Below are 16,598 nucleotides of genomic sequence, written 5' to 3'. Positions count from 1 at the left end.
CGGTGCCCCCGCGTTACGACGGCCTGCGCGCCGTGCCCGCCGCACCGTCCCGCTGAGGGACGCGGCGGCGTTCAGTCGGCCTTCCGCGCCTGTTCGTCGAAGTTCCTGACGGCTGCCACGGCCGCGCCGATCGGATGGTCCTCTGTGATCCGCTCGATACGGTCGAGGAGGTCGCGATACTCGCGGCCCGGATACATACGCGCGGCAAGGCCGGCCGCGCCTGTCAGGGCGACCACACAGACCGCGCGGGGGGACGGCGCGCCGGGCCCCGTCCCGTACACGACCGTACGGATGGCGTCGGTGATCTCGGCGACGGACCGCCGGGCGTCGTCGGGCGACACGACGTACCAGGTCGTACGGGGAACGAGACCGAGGACGCGGCGCCGGTGGGCCCTCAACAGCCCTCGGGTCTCCATCGCCTCCAGGTAGCGCTTCTCGATGTCACGGAAGTGGGGCCAGGAGCGGATCCAGCCTTCGAGCGTCAGCTTGGTCAGCGACGCGGCGATGCCGATACGGAACCCCGCCGCCAGACGGGCCACGACCCCACGGGGCAGTTCCGGGCGCAGGGCCTCCAGGCTCTCCCGGGGGCCGACGAGGCGGGCCTGCCCGGTGTCGGGCTGGCCGCTTCGTATGTGGGTCACGAGTTGCCCGGAGAGGGAGTCGAGCACCGCCTCGCCCAGCGTGACCGGTCTGAGCTCGGTGATGCGCAGATCTTCGACGGTGATGGCACCGCACAGTTGCAGTTCGGCGAGGACGGCTCCGGACAGGACCCGGTCGAAGAAGTCGGGACGCCTGATCTCGCCCGTGCCCGGATCCGCGCAGGCCAGCAGAAGGTGCTCGGGCAGAGTGCGCAACGGCCGGTCGTACATCGCGAGACCCCCTGGTCGCGGTGCTGACGCTTCGGACTACCCATGACAACGCCGCACGGACCATGGCGGTTGCACTCCACGACCGGGAGCATCGCACGGCCGTTCCCCCGCACACCGGGGGCGGGGGTCTACGCGTCGCGGTACTGGTCCCTGACCTCGGCGCACTGCTGGAATCCGGCCGCCCTGTAGGTGGCCACGGCGCCGACATTCGCGCTCGGGGTGCAGACGAGCGCGCTCGACGAGCCCAGTTCCCGGAGCGCTGCCGCCGCCGCGACGCTGATCGCCTCGCCGTAGCCGAGACGACGGTGTTCCCGGTGCACGCCCATCGGTTCGAGCAGACCGGGCCTCCCCGGACCCGCCGACCACACCGTCACCACCGCCACCGCGTTGCCCCGCCCGTCGTAGGCGGTCAGGCACCTCGCGTCGGCGAACGGCAGTCCGGACGCCATCGCGTGCCAGCGCTCCTCGGTGAACCGCGACCCGTCGAACGCTCCCCGGTGTACGGCCGTATACACGCCCGCCTGCTCCGGACCGGCCGACTCGATCCGCACACCCGGGTCCTTCACCGGCTGCGTGAGGTCGCGGCGCAACGGCGTCCACGGCTCGTCGTCCTTCCAGCCGTCCTCGGACAGCAGCTCGTGGACCAGCGCACCCCTCGGCGTCTCGACGTTCACCCTCCCCCGGGGCAGAACTCCGCGCTCCGGCTCGGTCATGTCCCCGGCCAACTTCCTCGCCAGTTCCTCGTCGCGCGTCGCGTCCGGGGCGATCGTCAGCCGCAGCAGCCCGGGGCCGTCCAGCAGCCCGACGGCGAGAAGCCGTCCGCCCCGGCTCCAGGTCCTGACCGCCTCGGCGGTCGCTTCCGCGCCCGACCGCCAGAACCAGCCCAGATCCCCCGGATGCAACTGCATCGGCGCCCCCTCGTACTGCCACTCCCGCAGCACGCCCACAACCGCGTTCAGCCCGTCGGCTCCCGGCTTGCCCAACTCAACTGCCATGGTCCCGATCCGACACCATCGCACCGGGGTTCGGCATCTGATTTCCGATCCGTGCCGGGTACCCGGTCTCCGGGCCGTACCGAGAACAGGGCGCGCGTACTGGCCGGTAGAGATCTATGCGCGGCGGGCAACCCGCCTCTACCGTCGGGGCACCGTCCCCGGCCCGCCCACCCGGGCCGGGCGTCCCGTCGTACTCCGCCCGGCCGGTCGGCCGGAGTCAGCTCCCCGCCCAGGAGGTCCCATGTCACCCCCCACCGCCCGTCCGTCCAGAAGCAGACTCGCCGTCCTGGTCCTCGTCGCGGCCCTGGGAGCCGCGTCGTTCACCGCGCCTCCCCCGGCACTCGCCTCGGGCGCCGCAGGCGGCACGGCGAGCGCGGCCGGCGACGGGGACTACCTCGTCGGGCGCGGAATCGCCGATGTCACCGGCGAGGCCGCCGAGACCGGGATGATGGGCTACTCCAGCTTCGACCAGAAGACCTCCGGCATCCATCAGCGGCAGCGGTCGCGTGCGTTCGTCGTCGCCGACCGGACCAGCGGCAAGCGCGTGGTGTATGTCAACGCCGACCTCGCGATGATCTTCCAGTCGGTCCAGCAGGGCGTCGTCGCACGCCTGAAGGAGCGTTACGGCAGCCTGTACGGCGACGAGAACGTGCTGCTGTCCGCCACGCACACGCACTCCGGGCCGGGCGGCTACTCGCACGACGTCGCGTACAACCTCTCCGTTCTCGGCTTCCAGAGCGGCACCTACCGGGCCATCGTCGACGGCATCGTCGAGTCGGTCGTCAAGGCACACGAGGACCTGAAGCCCGGGACCATCAGCCTGGGCACCGGCACGCTCACCAACGCGAGCGTCAACCGGTCCCGTACCGCCTTCGACCGCAATCCGGCGGCCGACCGCGCCGCGTTCCCCGGAGGGATCGACCCGGCGATGACCGTGCTGCGGTTCCGGCAGGGCGACAAGGACGCGGGCGCCATCAGCTGGTTCGCCACGCACAACACCTCGATCACCAACAAGAACACGCTCATCAGCCCCGACAACAAGGGCTACGCCTCCTACTCATGGGAGCACGACCTGGAGGGTGTGCGCTATCTCGACAACACACCCGGGTTCGTCGCCGCCTTCCCCAACACCAACGCCGGCGACATGTCCCCCAACCTCAATCTGAAGCCGGGATCCGGCCCGACCGAGGACGAGTTCGAGAACGCGCGCATCATCGGTGAGCGGCAGCTCGACAAGGCCCGCGCGATCTACCAGGACGCGAAGCCGATCAGCGGGGCCGTGGACTCCCGGCTCGCGTACGTCGACATGGAGAACGTGACGGTGGACGGGGCGTACACCCCGGACGGGCAGGAGCACCGCACCTGTCCCGCCGTCGTGGGAGCGTCGACGCTCGCCGGCAGTATCGAGGACGGGCCCGCGATCCCCGGCTTCGAGGAGGGCATGCGCACCCCCGTCGCCTCCATCATCGAGGCGCTGCAGATCGACACCCCGGCCTGGCTGGCGACCTGCCAGTACCCGAAGGCGAGCCTGGTCCCCACGGGCCTGCTGAGCAATGTCCACCCGGTCACCCCGAAGATCCTGCCGCTCCAGATCATGAAGATCGGTGAGCTCCATCTGGTCGCGGGGCCGGGCGAGTTCACCATCACCTCAGGGCTGCGGGTGCGCCGGACCGTGGCCGAGCAGCTCGGTGTCCCGCTCGACCGGGTGCTGCTCCAGGGGTACGCCAACTCCTACAGCCAGTACGTGACGACACCGGAGGAGTACGACACCCAGCAGTACGAGGGCGGCTCCACGCTCTACGGCCGCTACACGCTGCCCGCCTTCCAGCAGGAGTACGCCCGGGTCGCGGCGTCCCTGCGCGAGGGCACCGCGCTCGAACGCGGTACGGCGCCGCCGGACAATTCGGGCCGACAGTTCAACTTCCAGACGGGCGTCGTGTACGACAACCCGCCGCCCGGAGCCGCGTTCGGCGGTGTGATGACCCCGCCGCAGGCGTCGTACGCCCGTGGCTCGAAGGCGACGGTCGAGTTCGCCACCGGACATCCGAAGAACAACGTCCGCCGGGGTGGGACCTTCCTGGAGGTCCAGCGGCAGGTCGACGGGACGTGGGTGCGGGTGCTGGACGACGGTGACTGGCGGACCACGTACCGCTGGACCCGCATCAACGGGCTCACCGGCACGTCGAAGGCCACGATCACCTGGGACATCGGCACGGACACGGCTCCCGGGACGTACCGGATCGTGCACCACGGCGACTCGAAGAACCTCCTGGGGAAGATCACGCCGTTCACGGGAGCGTCGCCCACGTTCACCGTCAACTGATAGCGCGCTGCGCGGAACTGACAGCGGAGGGCTGAGCGCAGGGTCGCCGGGCCGGCAGCGGACGCGCGCGGCCGGCCCGGCGTGCTCGCGTGGGGTTGTGTCAGCCGCGCGCCGATGCTCGATCGCCGGACTCCGGGAACTGTCCCCCGGCGCGTCCCCGTTCACCCGTTCGGCCCCCGCACGGCCGCATCGCCCCCGATGAGAGCAGCCCCGGCGCCCGCCGCCCGCATGATGGGCCGGTGATCAGTGTCCTCTTCGCCGTGCTGACATCGATCAGCAACGCCTGCGCCGCCGTGCTCCAGCGGCGCGCGGCCTCCACCCTGCCCGACTCCGACGTCATGCGCCTGTCGCTGATCGGGCATCTGCTCCGCAAGCGCGTCTGGCTCGCCGGCATCGGGCTGGTGATCGTGGCCGCGATCTGCCAGGGGGTGGCCCTCGCGACCGGGCCGATCGCCGTCGTACAGCCGATCTTCGTCATCGAGCTGCCCCTGACCCTGCTGATCGCGAGCTACGCCTTCCGTTCCGGGCTGGCGCCCACCGCCTGGCTGGGCGTGGCGTCGGTGACCGTCGGTCTGGCGATCGGCCTCGGCGCGTCCGCGCCCACGGGGGGCAGCGAGACCGTGAGGGGGCTCTCCTGGGTCCCGGCGCTGGTGATCACCGGGATCTTCGAGACACTGGTGATCATCGCCGCGCTCAGAACGCGGCGGAACACCCGGGCCGCGCTGCTGGGTCTCGCCGCCGCCTGCGCGTACGCCCTGACCGCCGCGCTTCTGAAGGACGCAGTGGCCCGGCTGGAGGAAGGTGCCGGGATCGGCGCGTTCTTCTCCTCCTGGCAGTTGTACGCCACGGGTGTCGCCGGAGTCGGGGCGCTCTTCCTCCTCCAAAACGCCCTCCAAGCGGGCTCCCTCGTGGCGTCGCAGCCGATGCTGACGCTCGGCGACGCGCTGATCAGCATCACGTACGGGGTGACGCTGTTCGGCGAGAGCGTACGTACCGGCTGGTGGCTGCTGCCCGAGTTCATCGCGGTCGCCCTCATCACGGCGGGCTGCATCGAACTGGCGCGCTCGCCGCTGGCGGGGGGCACCTCCCCGCGCAAACGCCGGGCCCACTGACATCCGCCGTCTGAGGTCGGACAGCTAGGGCCTGACATCAGGTCAGGGGCCAGTGCGGATCTCCGGACACGCCCCGGCTCGTTGACGGCTTCGGGCCGGGGCGTCCGCCGGGAGCCAGGCATGTGAGCGCGTCGGAAAGGCCGTTCAGGTGCCCTCGGCAAGCCCGCGCCGAGGCGGGTGCGCCGGGGGCGCGTGGAGGCCGCGTCGGCCCGCCCTCGTACGGGCCGATGAGACGGATACGGTGCGTGACGAAGGTGACGACGGGGAATTCTGATCACTGACCGCACAGCACTTCCGCTCACCCGCTGAGCAGATCCCGGCGGCGCCCGGCACCAGAGCAAACCGGATCACGGGGAGACAGCATGGCGACGACTTCCGTACGCAGGCTGCGAGGGCAGCAACCGAATCGGCGGGGACTCGCGTCCCTCACCGCACTCACCGCGCTCGCCGCCCTGACAGTGGCCGGATGCGCCGGCTCGGACGAGACCGACGGAGCGGGAGCAAACAGGTCGGACGGGAAGGGCGGGGCCCACGCGACTCCCTCGCCCGAGCGGCCGACCTCGGCCTCCCCCGCCCGGCCGTCGGTGTCGGCGGCGGACGGCGGCGACGCAAGCGCGTGTGCGGACGGCGACTGTGAGATCACGGTGTCCGGGCCGGTGACGTTCCCGATCAAGGGTCCGGCGGGTCCGGCGACCGTGTCGGTGACCGAGGTCGGCGAGAACAAGATCGAGTACACCGTGAAGTCCGGCAACAGTCATTCCCAGAGCGCCGCGACCGGCCCGGGACAGGGCTGCGTCACGGTCCTCCGCACCACCGGCAGCGGCAACTCCTGCGGCGGACTGGGAGCAGCCACCCGCCCGGGCAAGCAGCCCGACGCCGTGGTGATCCAGGCGGCGGCCGGCGGGAACGGCACGGCGATCATCCACATCGTGTCCCACTGACCCGGCCGCCGGGCCGTCGTTCCGGGACCGGCTTGCGGCGGCGTCAGTCCAGCGTCGCGTAGACGATCAGGTTGTTCACCGGGTGGCCGTCGGCGTCGAGTTCGCCGTCGCAGGTGATCAGTCGCAGGGCATGGCCCCGGGCGGGGCCGTAGACCTTCTCGGTCGGGAAGAAGTCCTTGCTGACGCTCTCGGAGTCCGTGACGGTGAATCTCGCCGATTCGCCCAGGCTGTTCCTGACCCTGATGTCCGCGCCCTTGGTGAGTTTCTCCAGGTCGTGGAAGACCGCCTTGCCGAACCGGGTGTCGTTGTGGCCGATGATGACCGCCGTGCCGGACTCGCCCGGCGCGGCGCCGCCGGTGTACCAGCCGGCGGTCATGCCCTTGTCGGGCGGCGGCACTTCGACGGTGCCGTCGGTGTTGAGACCGAGCTCCATCAGGGAACTCTTCACGCCGATCGAAGGGATCTCGACCTCGACGGGAGCCGCGTGCCGTCCGGCTCCCGCCGGAGTTCCGGCCGAAGGGCCGCCGACGGCGGTGCGGTCGGGGGCTCCGGCCCCGGTGGCCGGTTCGTGGGAGACCCTGTCCGCCGCGGAGGAGCAACCGGTCAGCACGATGAGGACCACGGGGACGACACGGGCGAGGCGGGCAAGCGACACGACGGGCTCCAGAACGGGACCGGGAGAGCGGGGGGCCTGTCGTCGGGCGCAGGCCGGAGAGGACGGGACGAGCGGACAGCCTGAGGGGTGGACAGCGCCTCTGGGCGACGGCTGATCCTTCGTACGTACGGGGTGGCGCCGCCCCGCGAAGGACGGCGCCACGGTCGTGGCGGGTCAGATTCCGCGACGCCCGACGGAGCGGCGCCGTACGACGAAGGTGCCGGCGCCCGCGAGGAGCAGCGCTCCGGCGGCCGAGCCGACGAGGGTGGCCGATCCGCCGTCCGCGGCCGGGGCCTCGCCCGCGGCCACGGGGCCCTTGGGGTACTGGCCAGCCTTCGCCTTCTTCGCGTCCTCCTCGGATATGACGCCCGCCTTGGCCTTCTTCGCGTCCTCGGCCTTCTTCATCTCCAGGGTCTTCTGGTCCTCTGCCGCCTTCTCGGCGTCGGCGGCCTTCTTCTCCTCCGCCGTCTTGTCCGTGGGCGGCTCGTCCGCCACCGAGGTGACGGGCGTCTGGGCCGCCTCGGAGGCGACGGCCGCGGAGACGGGGACGAACATCGCGCCGGCCACGACGGCCGGCAGGACGGCGAGACTCAGGCGGTGACGGTGTGACATGTATGGCTCCACTTCCAGCCCGCGATCGGTCGTACCTGAGCGCCGAATCGCGCCAGGTTCCGGGCAGGACCCCAGGCTGACGGTCACTTGTGAAGAAGCTGTCAGAGCGTCATGTTGATCGCATCAGGCGGCGCCGCCGGGCGGTCGGGTCGGGCGTCGGAGGCGTCGGCGGGTGTGGCCGGCAGCCGCAGGGTGAAGACCGATCCCTGCCCCTCCGTGCTCACCACGTCCGCCGTGCCGCCCTGCGCCTCCGCGAGCTTGAGTACGATCGCCAGGCCGAGGCCGCTGCCACCCGTGCTCCGGTTCCGGGACTTCTCCGCGCGCCAGAAGCGGTCGAAAACATGCGGAAGGTCCGCCGCCGGGATTCCCGTGCCGGTGTCGGCCACCTCCAGCGCCACCTCGTCCCCGGAACCGGTCGCGTACGAACGCAACATCACCCGGCCCCCTGACGGTGTGTGACGTAGGGCGTTGGAAACGAGATTGCTGACCGCCTGGCGCAGTCGGACGGGGTCGGCGTACAGCGAGGGCCCGCTTCGGCCCGCGCCCACCGCCGAGACCGTATCCGAGACCGTCAGCGTGACCCCGGCGGTCTCGGCCGGTCCCTGGTACGCCGCGGCGACCTGGCCGATGAGTTCGTCGGCGTACACCTGCTCCGGGTGCAGTCGTAGCGCGCCCGCGTCCGCCGCCCCCAGGTCCTGGAGATCGTCGATGATGTGCTGGAGCTGGACGGCCTCCTCCAGGAGCGAGGAGACGAACGCCGGATCCGGATCGGCCAGTCCGTCCTGTGCCGCCTCCAGCCAGCCACGGATGTTGCTCAGCGGCGTACGCAGCTCGTGGGCGACATCGCTGACCATCACCTTGCGCTGCTCCTCAAGGCGGGCGCGGTGTTCGGCCATGTCGTTGAAGGTGGCGGCCAGCCGTCCGATCTCGTTGTCGGGGCCGACCGGCACCGGCGCGGAGTCCAGCCCGTCCCGCATCCGCTGTGCGGCGCCGGTGAGCGCGTGCAAGGGGCGTACGAGCCGGGTTCCGGCGATCACGGATGCCCCCACGGTGAGGGCCAGGACGAGGGCGGTGACGCCGACGATGCGTGCGGTGTTCTCCGGTGAGAGGTCGAAGCCGGGCACACCGACGGCGCCCGTTCCCTCGATGAACAGCAGTGCGGGCGCGGCAACATAGGCGGTGAGCTGCTCGCGGCGGGCACTGCCGACGCAGGAGGCGATGGCCCGGTCGTACACGCTGTCGTTCGGTCCGCCCACCCGCCCCTTGGTCCCGGCGGCCGCGGCGGCGTCGGCCGCCTTCTTCTCGATCGCCGTCAGTTCGGCCGCCGCCTGCGCGTCTCCGAGGCCGGTGCCCGCTTCGGGCCTCTTCTCGTCGCTCGGGTCCCCGTCGTACCCCCTGTCCCAGGACAGATCCAGATTCAACGTGACACCGGCCCGCCCCTGGCGTTTCAGACAGGCGTCGGCCAGTTCGTCGAGTTCGTCGATGGCCTTCTTCTCGGTGGGCGTGGGCGAGGCGTCGGCCGTCTGGCACTTGAGTTCCCAGGTACCGCCCGGATCACTGCCGACGAACTCGATACGGGGCCGCCCGCTCGGGCTCTCGACCACGTCGGCGGCGATGCCCACCGCCCCCAGGCACGCGACATCCTCACGGGCGGTCTCACGCAACTCGTCGCGTTCCGCCGGGGGCAGCAGGAAGGGGCCCACGGCGCGCGGATCGACACGGTCCGCACCGGCGGGTATGGCCTCGGGCACCAACACGGTGTCGACGGAGAGCGGGTCGACGACGGCCGATGCCTGGGCCGGAAGCGGAGTCGACGCGGTACCGGACGAGGACGGCGAATCGTCCGCCGAGTCGAAGAGAAGGCGCCGGTCCTCGGTGGTGAGCGCGATCCGGCGTTCGGACTTCGCGGCCAGTTCGCGCACGGTGGACTCGACGCCCTCCCAACCGGGGTGGGTCGCCGCGTACCCCAGCAGTGTGTCGTAGATCTTCGCGTCGGAGCTGAGGTCCTGCCCCTGCTCCTGGCGGATCGCTCCCGAGGTCGTCTGCACCGCGAGCCAGGCGGTGGCGGCGACCGAGCAGGAAGCCACCAGGACGGAGACGGTCAGCAGCCTTCCGAGCAGACTCCTGCGGAGGGGGAGGTGCGGCCCGCGCCGTGCTCGCAGACGCCTCGGCCGCTCAGGACCGGGCATGGCGCACGTTCTTGGCGGGGTCCGTCAGTTTGTAGCCGACGCCGAACACCGTCAGCAGCCGGACGGGCCGTCTCGGCGCCTGCTCAATCTTCTTGCGCAGATTCATGATGTGCACGTCGACGGTGCGGTCGCTGATGTACTTGTCGAAGCCATGGAGTTCCTCCAGGAGCCGTTGCCGGGTGAAGACGCGGTCGGGCTCCGTGGCCATCGCGGTGAGGATGCGGAACTCGCCGGGTGTGCACACGACCGGCGTTCCCCCGACCGACACCTCGTGCCGGGCGGGATCGATGCTGAGCGTGCCGACGGACAGCGCGCCCACGGACAGCGTCCCGTGGGAGGCTGCGGGCGCGGGCTCGGGGCGCGTGACGCCGGTACGACGGTTGCGGCGGAGCAGCGTACGTACCCGGGCCGTCAGCTCCCGGGGGCTGACGGGCTTCGTCATGTAGTCGTCCGCGCCGAGATCGAGACCGAGCAGCAGATCGTCCTCGGTGCTGCGGGCCGTCAGCATCAGCACCAGCACGTCCCGGGACTCGGCGCGCAGGATCCGCACCACGTCGAGCCCGTCGGTCCTGGGCATCATCACATCGAGGACGAGCAGGTCGGGTTCCCCGCGTCGTACCTCTTCGAGAGCGGCACGGCCGTCTCCGACGACTGTGACCGTGTGTCCCTCGTGCTCCAGATAACGGCGCACCAATTCGGACTGTTTCGCGTCGTCTTCGGCGACCACGATGTTTGCGCGCACGTCGGCGATCGTAGCGACCGGGGTGTGGGAGGCGGTAGCGAGCGGTCGTTGGCGGGGGCCGGTCCGGGGGGCGGGCGGCCGGCGCTGCCGCGAGATGCGAATCCCGTTGCGCCTTCACGGCCGCTTGCGCATCCTGCGAGGATGCGCTTCTCCATCAACATCCCCAACTTCGGTGACTTCGCCGACCCCCGTACCGTCGCGACCGTGGCGGCCTCCGCCGAACAGGCGGGCTGGGACGGGCTCTTCGTCTGGGACCACGTGCTGCACCGCTACCACCAGGGTCGTCCCTTCGGGGACCCCTGGATGCTGCTGACCGCCGCCGCGCTGGCGACCTCGCGGATCCGGTTGGGCACCCTGCTGACGCCGGTCCCCCGTTACCGCCCGCAGCAACTCGCGCGCCAGGTGGCCACCTTGGACCAGCTCAGCGGCGGCAGGGTGATCTTCGCGGCGGGCCTGGGCGGGCCGGTGGAGGACGAATACCGCAGCTTCGGCGACACCGCCGAGCCACGCGTGCTCGGCGAGCGGCTGGACGAGGGACTGGACCTCTTGGAGCGTTTCTGGTCCGGTGAGCCCGTGAACCACCACGGTCGCCATTACGAGGTCCGGGACGTGACGCTGCTGCCCGCCACCGTGGGGCAGCCACGTCCGCCGGTGTGGATCGGCGGTTTCTGGCCACGTCGTGCCCCCATGCGGCGTGCGGCGCGGTGGGACGGCGCGGTGCCGTTGTTCGAGACGGCCCGGCACGGTCATACGCCGGAGGCGGCCGACGTACGGGAGTTGATCGGCTACGTACGTGAGCAGCGTACGGCGGCCGGGGCCGACTCGTCCTTCGAGTTCGTGCTCGGCGGTGCCACGCCCCTGCACCCGGCGAGGGCCAAGGACGTGATCGGTCCGCTGCACGACGCGGGCGCCACCTGGTGGGACGAACGGCAGATCCAGACCGGCCCCGACCTGGACCGCCTGGCCCCGGTGCTGCGCCGCATCGAGGCGGGGCCGCCGGTGATCTGACGTCGTCACCCCCGGGGAAGCCCGCACCGCATCGCCTCACCCCAGGCGTGGGGGCCGTGGTCACGGTGAGGTGGCCGATCTCGTTCCCGTCCCCCTCACGGGCTGTCGCCCTCCCAGTCCCAACGCCACGGATCACCGGGGCGTGGCCCGTAACCGGTACGGCCCCCCGGCCCGTACGCCCCTATCTCCGTGACCAGCATCGCGCCGGCGCCGAGCTCCTCCTCGGTCCACCCGGTCACATCGAGCAACAGCCCGTCCAACGGCCCGGCGCACAGCTCCCGGTACACCCGCCCGGGCCGCGGCCCCGGGTCGGGGTCCTCATGGTCGGCGCCGTACACCCGCCGCCGCATCAGTTCGTCCATCGGGTCAGCATCCCAGCCACCACTGACAACCCCTGGGGCCTGGCCCGTCCTGGCCCGGGCCCCCGGCCGGCGAGCCAGGCGATACGCCTCCGGCCGAGCGGGCCCCGCCGGGGGAGGGTGCCGTGTCAGGGCGTGTGGGGTTTGCGGGCGAGGAGGCAGGCGTGCGGTCTGTTGACCCGGCCGCCGGGCTCCTGCTCCAGTCGCGCGGTGACGACGAGTCCGGCCTGCGCCAGCAGCTCGACCATGCGGTCCAGGGGCAGGAGGTACGACTCGTAGGACACCGGACGGCCGTAGCCCCGGGTCGGCCGCAGCCGTTCGTCGCCGACGTAGCCTCCCCAGAGCAGGTGGCCGCCGGGTGCGAGCGTGCGGTGGAACTCGGCGAACACGTCCGGCAGCCACCGCGGGGGTGTGTGATGGGTGGAGTACCAGGCCAGGATGCCGCCGAGGCCGTCGTCCCTCATCTCCAGCTCGGTCATCGAGCCCACGGAGAACCGCAGGTCCGGATAGGCGTGCCGGGCCAGCCCGACCATCTTCGGCGACAGGTCGACGCCGAGGACGGACACCCCCAGCCCGGCCAGATGCGCCGTCACGCGCCCCGGGCCGCACCCCAGGTCCGCGACCGGCCCCAGTCCCGACGTCCGCACGAGTTCGGCGAAGCCCGCCAGCATCGCGCGTGACAGCGGGTCCATCTCGCCCGGAGGAGGGACGCGTTCGACGTAGTCGGCGGCGACCGTGTCGTACGACTCACGGACGGCGGTCAGAAAGGAGGGCTCGGCCATGCGAGGGACCCTAGACCGGGCGACTGACAGCCCCGGCTCCCAGTTGGTCGGCATCGCCCCGCGTCGAGCGGCCCCCGCCTCAGACTCGGGCCGTGAACTTGACCTCCGCCAGCAGTTCCGGGAAGGCGAGCCGTGTCGTGCCGATCATGGTGCTGGTCACCTGGGGGTCCGGGCGGCCGTAAGCCTCCTTGCGGACGGGGCCTGCCGCCGCGTTGCCCGCGTCGGCGTCCAGGACGTACAGGACCTCGTCGACCACATCGTCCATCGACGCGCCGAAACGCCCGAGCAGCTCCGCCGCGTTGGCGTAGCACTGGCGCAACTGCTCCCGCATGTTGGTGAAATCGGTGACGCTTCCGTCCTCGTTGACCGGCGCCGGGGCGACGAGGCGCTTGCCGTCGTGGGCGACCTGGCCGGAGAGGTAGATGGTGTCGCCGTTCTTGAGCGCCTGGACGTAGCCGTAACCCTCCTCCCAGGGGACTCCGAAGCTTTCGACCTTGTTCGCGTTGCTCATTGCGCTCCGATCTTCGGAAGGTGGGTTCGTTCACAACGTTATGGAGACCGTTCCCGGTGGGCCAGACCCACTCGTGCCACTTACGGCAAGGATCGTGCCGGAGCGGGCATCCGTTCTGTGGGCATCGCCCGTGGGTTACCCTTGACGCGATAAGCGGAGACAAGGGAGCGTAATTGCCTTCCGGAGATGCCAAGACAGTTGTCGCAATCCTCGCGGTGCCGCGGCTTTACGCGCTGGACGTCAGCATTCCGGCGCATGTTTTCGGTCAGCATGCCGGCTATGAAGTCATTGTGTGCGGTGACGATGATTTCGACTTCGTCGATGATTCGGGCGACAGCTCGTCCTACGTCGACGTTGCCGCCGGTATCAGGCCGACCCACCCACTCGCCGCGATGGCGCGCGCCGATCTTGTACTGATTCCCGGCTACGAGAACCCGCATCTCCCCGTCCCGGCGCACTATCTCGACGCGCTACGGGCCTCCGTCGAGCGCGGCGCCCGTATCGTCGCGGTCTGTACCGGCGTTTTCGCACTGGCCGCCAGCGGAACGCTGAACGGAAAGACAGCCACGACTTATTGGAAGTATACCGAGCTGCTTCGGACGATGCACCCCGAGGTCGATGTCGTCGAGAATCGGTTGTTCGTCGAGGACGGGGCAATTCTTACGTCCGCGGGCGCCGGCGCGGGACTTGATGTGTGTCTCCATATCGTTCAGGCCGATTTCGGTGCCGCGGTCGCCGACGAGGTGGCGAAGGACGTCGTCGTCACCCCTCCGCGTAACGGGAACGAGCCGCAGTACGCGGAAACACTCAGTCCCTCTCGTGCCGATCTGCGCGCGACACGGGAATGGGTGATCCGCAATATCGGCTCACCGATCACGGTCCAGCAGATGGCGGACCACAGCTTCCTTTCGCGCCGGACCTTCATCCGCCGTTTCGTACGTGAGACCGGGATGCCTCCCATGCACTGGGTCGCGCGTCAGCGGCTGACGGGTGCGCGCCGGCTTCTCGAGGAATCCGACTGGTCGGTGGAGAAGATCGCCGGCGCGACGGGTTTTGGGACAGCCGCGAACTTCCGGAGCATTTTCCGGCGCGAGGTGGGAGTGACCCCCTCCGCCTACCGGAAGTTGCACACCCAAGGCGATTCGTCGCGTCCTCGCGAGGAAGAGCGTCTGCCCAGCGGCTGACGCGAGAGCCGGACCCGCCCTCAGCCCTGGCGGCCGTCGAGTGCCGCCACCGCCCATTTCGCCCGGGTGGACAGTTCGCTGAGCGCCTTGGCCGACTGCTTGGCAATCGTCGACAGCAGGACTTCGGCGTGGGTCATCGTCTCGCGCGCGAGTGTGGAATCACCGGCCTCGGCCGCCGCGAGTACGAGTTCCAGATGTTGTTCGGTGATCATGCGGCCTAGGCCGCGCCGGTGCCACTGCGCGACCGTCTCATCCCGCCCGGAGCCCGTGACCGCCGTACGTGAGCGCTCCAACGCCCGCCGGGCCGCGTCGAGATCGCCCTTCCGGCGTTCCAGACGGGCGAGGGCGTACGCCGAACCCGCCCGGTCCCAGTCGGTGTTCTGGAGGGAGAGGTAGCAGGACTGGGCGCGGGCGGCCTGGGCGTGGTCGCCGATGCGTTCAAGGGCCTCGCTCAGCGCGCCGAGACGGTCGGCGTCGGGGCCGGTGTCGTCCAGCAGTCGGATGAGCGCCACCCGGGCGTGCTCGGTCCGGCCCTGCCGACGGGCCAGTTCGATCCAGGTGAAGGGGCTCTCCGTCGCCGGGTCCCGGCCGTGGCGCTCGGCGTCCACGGTGCGCGCCCAGTCGGGGGCGCCCCTGCCGCCGACCGCCCGTCCGTCCGTGGCGGCCCGCACCAGTGGCAGATCCTCCTCCTGGCCGCGCAGCGCCACCAGCATCGCCGCGATACCGCGCTCCGCGAACCACTCGCTCCGCTCGGCCGTCTCGCGTTCCAGAAGCAGTCGCAGCAGTGGCAGGTCGCCGTCCTGACGGTCGTACTGTGCCGCCCGTATCACCCCGGCGCGCAGCACCGCGTCCGCCACGACCTTCTCGGGCATCCCCGGCTCGCCCGCGCGGAACCGCGCGAGCGCGTCCCGGCCGGGACCGAGCACGATGTCGCTCAGCGGCGGGCGCCGCGACGCGCTGTCCGTGAGCTGATAGGCGAGCAGTTCATGGGAGTTGAGGAGGAGATGGTCGGGCTCGGTGCGTGCCGCGGCCGATTCCCTCATGGCGAGGAGCTCGGTCAGCGGGCGGTCGGGAAGCCCCAGTCCGGTGAGCAACGCTGCACGCTGCGAGTGCAGTTCCGGCGCGAACTCCTCGCGCGCCTCCTCGTCGGCCGCGTCGACGGCCGCGCGGATCCGCTCCTCGTCGAGGTCGCCGGACAGGTCCTCGCAGTACCAGGGGAGTCGGACGAGCGCCTCCACCGCGTCGGTGACGCTGTCGCCGACCAGCACCGCGTCGCCCTCGGAGGAGGCGTACAGCACGGCCGCTCCCCCGCACAGGAAGTACGTACCGCCCGTGTCGTCCCCCGCGATGGGCTCCAGCGACGCCCCCGATGCCAGATGGACCTCTTCGACGTGGTGGGTACGGGCCACGTCGAAGTTGAACACGAAGGCCGCGATCGCGGCGAGATCGGGGCGGGTGCGAAGAAGACGTAGTACGCGGTCGGTCATACGCAGCAACCCTAGTAGACCTCCCGTCCCTGCCCGCCGGCCAGGCCTCCTGCCCTGCCGGGCCCCTGTTCGGGGGCCCGGCACGGCCTCCCTCCCCGAGGGACGCCGGACACACCACGGGGGGTCAAGTCCCGCGCCCCAGCGTGCGTGCGAAGGAGTCGAGCGCCCGGAAGTCGGGGTCCAGCAGCCCGAGCCGGGGGTCGATCCGGAGCAGCAGCGCGGATCCCGCGTGGTGGGCGGCGACGTAGGACCGGTCGGGGTCTCCCAGTTCGTCGTCGACCCAGGCGAAGGACCGGCCGGCGGCGTACGTAACGAGGTCCCGCGTCTTCCAGAACGTCTCCTCGGGTCCCGCCTCGTACATCGCCGGCCAGCCCACCGCGGGGAGTTCGGGCAGCCCGAGGACGGGCCCGATGAACACGTTCGCCTCCCTCCCCCAGGTGGTGGCCCACACCAGGTCGTACAGCCCGGCGAGTTCCCGGAGCCGGCGCCCGTGGTCGGGGTTGAGCCAGACCCGCAGGGGCCGCACGGAGGACCGTGGCATGCCCGGGTGCTGGGCGATCCAGCCCTCGGGCTTCATCCGGTGCGTCGTGTAGCCGAACGGGCGCCGGTGGGGCTTGGCGGCGTACGGGTTCAACGGGCCGTCCACGTCGAGATAGAGAAGGGGGCGGCTCATCAGGGGTCCTCTCGCTCGCACTCGGAGTGCGAGCGAGAGTAGCCCTGATCGGTGCCTCGACCCTGGGCATTTTTCTTGCGGCGCCGGGTGTCGCGAACGGGCGGGCGCCGCCGTCGGGTGTCCAGGACGACCCACCGCCCGGCGCGCCCGGAACAG

16 protein-coding genes are annotated in these 16,598 nt (G+C 71.0%); 5 read left to right on the top strand and 11 right to left on the bottom strand.

Annotated elements, in window-relative coordinates; genetic code table 11:
• Positions 1–71 precede the first annotated feature (71 nt).
• Together ACFWU9_RS05100 and ACFWU9_RS05095 are read right to left on the bottom strand one after the other, a co-directional pair.
• Positions 72–854 carry a GPP34 family phosphoprotein gene (locus tag ACFWU9_RS05100; protein WP_384314985.1) on the bottom strand — a complete coding sequence of 261 codons (783 nt, stop codon included), beginning with the start codon at positions 852–854 and terminating at the stop codon, positions 72–74.
• 143 nt (positions 855–997) lie between these two features.
• Positions 998–1,864 (bottom strand): GNAT family N-acetyltransferase, encoded by an 867-nt coding sequence (locus ACFWU9_RS05095; protein WP_384314984.1) that lies wholly within the window; start codon positions 1,862–1,864, stop codon positions 998–1,000.
• Positions 1,865–2,105: 241 nt separating this feature from the next.
• Between ACFWU9_RS05095 and ACFWU9_RS05090 the strand changes: the two genes are divergently transcribed.
• The 3 genes from ACFWU9_RS05090 to ACFWU9_RS05080 all read left to right on the top strand — a co-directional run bounded on the left by ACFWU9_RS05090 (position 2,106) and on the right by ACFWU9_RS05080 (position 6,240).
• Positions 2,106–4,187 carry a neutral/alkaline ceramidase gene (locus ACFWU9_RS05090; RefSeq protein ID WP_384314983.1) on the top strand — a complete coding sequence of 694 codons (2,082 nt, stop codon included), beginning with the start codon at positions 2,106–2,108 and terminating at the stop codon, positions 4,185–4,187.
• Positions 4,188–4,426: 239 nt separating this feature from the next.
• A complete protein-coding gene (locus ACFWU9_RS05085) occupies positions 4,427–5,299 on the top strand; it encodes a DMT family transporter (RefSeq protein ID WP_384314982.1) in 873 nt (290 codons plus the stop codon).
• 362 nt (positions 5,300–5,661) lie between these two features.
• On the top strand, positions 5,662–6,240 hold the full coding sequence (locus tag ACFWU9_RS05080) for a hypothetical protein (RefSeq protein WP_384314981.1): 579 nt from the start codon (positions 5,662–5,664) through the stop codon (positions 6,238–6,240).
• A 43-nt stretch (positions 6,241–6,283) separates the two neighbouring features.
• Here ACFWU9_RS05080 and ACFWU9_RS05075 read toward each other — a convergent pair whose 3' ends face one another.
• From ACFWU9_RS05075 to ACFWU9_RS05060, 4 genes are all read right to left on the bottom strand, one after another.
• Positions 6,284–6,895, bottom strand: a complete 612-nt coding sequence (locus ACFWU9_RS05075) for a class F sortase (RefSeq protein ID WP_384314980.1) — start codon at positions 6,893–6,895, stop codon at positions 6,284–6,286.
• A gap of 174 nt (positions 6,896–7,069) precedes the next feature.
• The gene (locus ACFWU9_RS05070) at positions 7,070–7,507 is read right to left on the bottom strand and encodes a hypothetical protein (protein WP_384314979.1); all 438 of its coding nucleotides are present in this window, start codon (positions 7,505–7,507) and stop codon (positions 7,070–7,072) included.
• A 101-nt stretch (positions 7,508–7,608) separates the two neighbouring features.
• Positions 7,609–9,696: a sensor histidine kinase gene (locus ACFWU9_RS05065; RefSeq protein ID WP_384314978.1), complete on the bottom strand. Its 2,088-nt coding sequence runs from the start codon at positions 9,694–9,696 to the stop codon at positions 7,609–7,611.
• The gene (locus ACFWU9_RS05060) at positions 9,683–10,438 is read right to left on the bottom strand and encodes a response regulator transcription factor (protein WP_384314977.1); all 756 of its coding nucleotides are present in this window, start codon (positions 10,436–10,438) and stop codon (positions 9,683–9,685) included. Before ACFWU9_RS05060 ends, ACFWU9_RS05065 begins: the two co-directional genes overlap by 14 nt.
• Before the next feature lie 141 nt (positions 10,439–10,579).
• Between ACFWU9_RS05060 and ACFWU9_RS05055 the strand changes: the two genes are divergently transcribed.
• The gene (locus tag ACFWU9_RS05055; RefSeq protein WP_384314976.1) at positions 10,580–11,446 is read left to right on the top strand and encodes an LLM class flavin-dependent oxidoreductase; all 867 of its coding nucleotides are present in this window, start codon (positions 10,580–10,582) and stop codon (positions 11,444–11,446) included.
• Between the two features lie 95 nt (positions 11,447–11,541).
• Here ACFWU9_RS05055 and ACFWU9_RS05050 read toward each other — a convergent pair whose 3' ends face one another.
• The 3 genes from ACFWU9_RS05050 to ACFWU9_RS05040 form a co-directional block, all read right to left on the bottom strand.
• Positions 11,542–11,808: a hypothetical protein gene (locus ACFWU9_RS05050; protein ID WP_384314975.1), complete on the bottom strand. Its 267-nt coding sequence runs from the start codon at positions 11,806–11,808 to the stop codon at positions 11,542–11,544.
• 125 nt (positions 11,809–11,933) lie between these two features.
• Entirely contained in the window at positions 11,934–12,587 is a 654-nt protein-coding gene (locus ACFWU9_RS05045; protein ID WP_384314974.1) for a class I SAM-dependent methyltransferase, read from the bottom strand.
• Positions 12,588–12,666: 79 nt separating this feature from the next.
• On the bottom strand, positions 12,667–13,098 hold the full coding sequence (locus ACFWU9_RS05040; protein WP_384314973.1) for a Rid family hydrolase: 432 nt from the start codon (positions 13,096–13,098) through the stop codon (positions 12,667–12,669).
• A 173-nt stretch (positions 13,099–13,271) separates the two neighbouring features.
• On the opposite strand from ACFWU9_RS05040, the gene ACFWU9_RS05035 reads away from it, so the two are divergent.
• A complete protein-coding gene (locus ACFWU9_RS05035; RefSeq protein WP_384314972.1) occupies positions 13,272–14,282 on the top strand; it encodes a GlxA family transcriptional regulator in 1,011 nt (336 codons plus the stop codon).
• A 20-nt stretch (positions 14,283–14,302) separates the two neighbouring features.
• Here ACFWU9_RS05035 and ACFWU9_RS05030 read toward each other — a convergent pair whose 3' ends face one another.
• Both ACFWU9_RS05030 and ACFWU9_RS05025 read right to left on the bottom strand, forming a co-directional pair.
• Positions 14,303–15,769: a hypothetical protein gene (locus tag ACFWU9_RS05030; RefSeq protein WP_384314971.1), complete on the bottom strand. Its 1,467-nt coding sequence runs from the start codon at positions 15,767–15,769 to the stop codon at positions 14,303–14,305.
• Between the two features lie 124 nt (positions 15,770–15,893).
• Entirely contained in the window at positions 15,894–16,442 is a 549-nt protein-coding gene (locus ACFWU9_RS05025) for a hypothetical protein (protein ID WP_384314970.1), read from the bottom strand.
• Between the last annotated feature and the right edge of the window lie 156 nt (positions 16,443–16,598).

This window comes from Streptomyces sp. NPDC058653 (assembly GCF_042716895.1).
In the GTDB taxonomy this organism is placed as follows: Bacteria; Actinomycetota; Actinomycetes; order Streptomycetales; family Streptomycetaceae; genus Streptomyces.
The sequence above is the reverse complement of the archived record's forward strand: the minus strand, read 5'-3'. Positions and strand labels throughout refer to the sequence as shown.

Coding starts and splice junctions, on each gene's coding strand:
- ACFWU9_RS05095 (WP_384314984.1), bottom strand. CDS start 1,864: ATGGCAGTTGAGTTGGGCAAGCCGGGAGCCGACGGGCTGAACGCGGTT.
- ACFWU9_RS05090 (WP_384314983.1), top strand. CDS start 2,106: ATGTCACCCCCCACCGCCCGTCCGTCCAGAAGCAGACTCGCCGTCCTG.
- ACFWU9_RS05080 (WP_384314981.1), top strand. CDS start 5,662: ATGGCGACGACTTCCGTACGCAGGCTGCGAGGGCAGCAACCGAATCGG.
- ACFWU9_RS05070 (WP_384314979.1), bottom strand. CDS start 7,507: ATGTCACACCGTCACCGCCTGAGTCTCGCCGTCCTGCCGGCCGTCGTG.
- ACFWU9_RS05065 (WP_384314978.1), bottom strand. CDS start 9,696: ATGCCCGGTCCTGAGCGGCCGAGGCGTCTGCGAGCACGGCGCGGGCCG.
- ACFWU9_RS05055 (WP_384314976.1), top strand. CDS start 10,580: ATGCGCTTCTCCATCAACATCCCCAACTTCGGTGACTTCGCCGACCCC.
- ACFWU9_RS05050 (WP_384314975.1), bottom strand. CDS start 11,808: ATGGACGAACTGATGCGGCGGCGGGTGTACGGCGCCGACCATGAGGAC.
- ACFWU9_RS05045 (WP_384314974.1), bottom strand. CDS start 12,587: ATGGCCGAGCCCTCCTTTCTGACCGCCGTCCGTGAGTCGTACGACACG.
- ACFWU9_RS05040 (WP_384314973.1), bottom strand. CDS start 13,098: ATGAGCAACGCGAACAAGGTCGAAAGCTTCGGAGTCCCCTGGGAGGAG.
- ACFWU9_RS05030 (WP_384314971.1), bottom strand. CDS start 15,769: ATGACCGACCGCGTACTACGTCTTCTTCGCACCCGCCCCGATCTCGCC.
- ACFWU9_RS05025 (WP_384314970.1), bottom strand. CDS start 16,442: ATGAGCCGCCCCCTTCTCTATCTCGACGTGGACGGCCCGTTGAACCCG.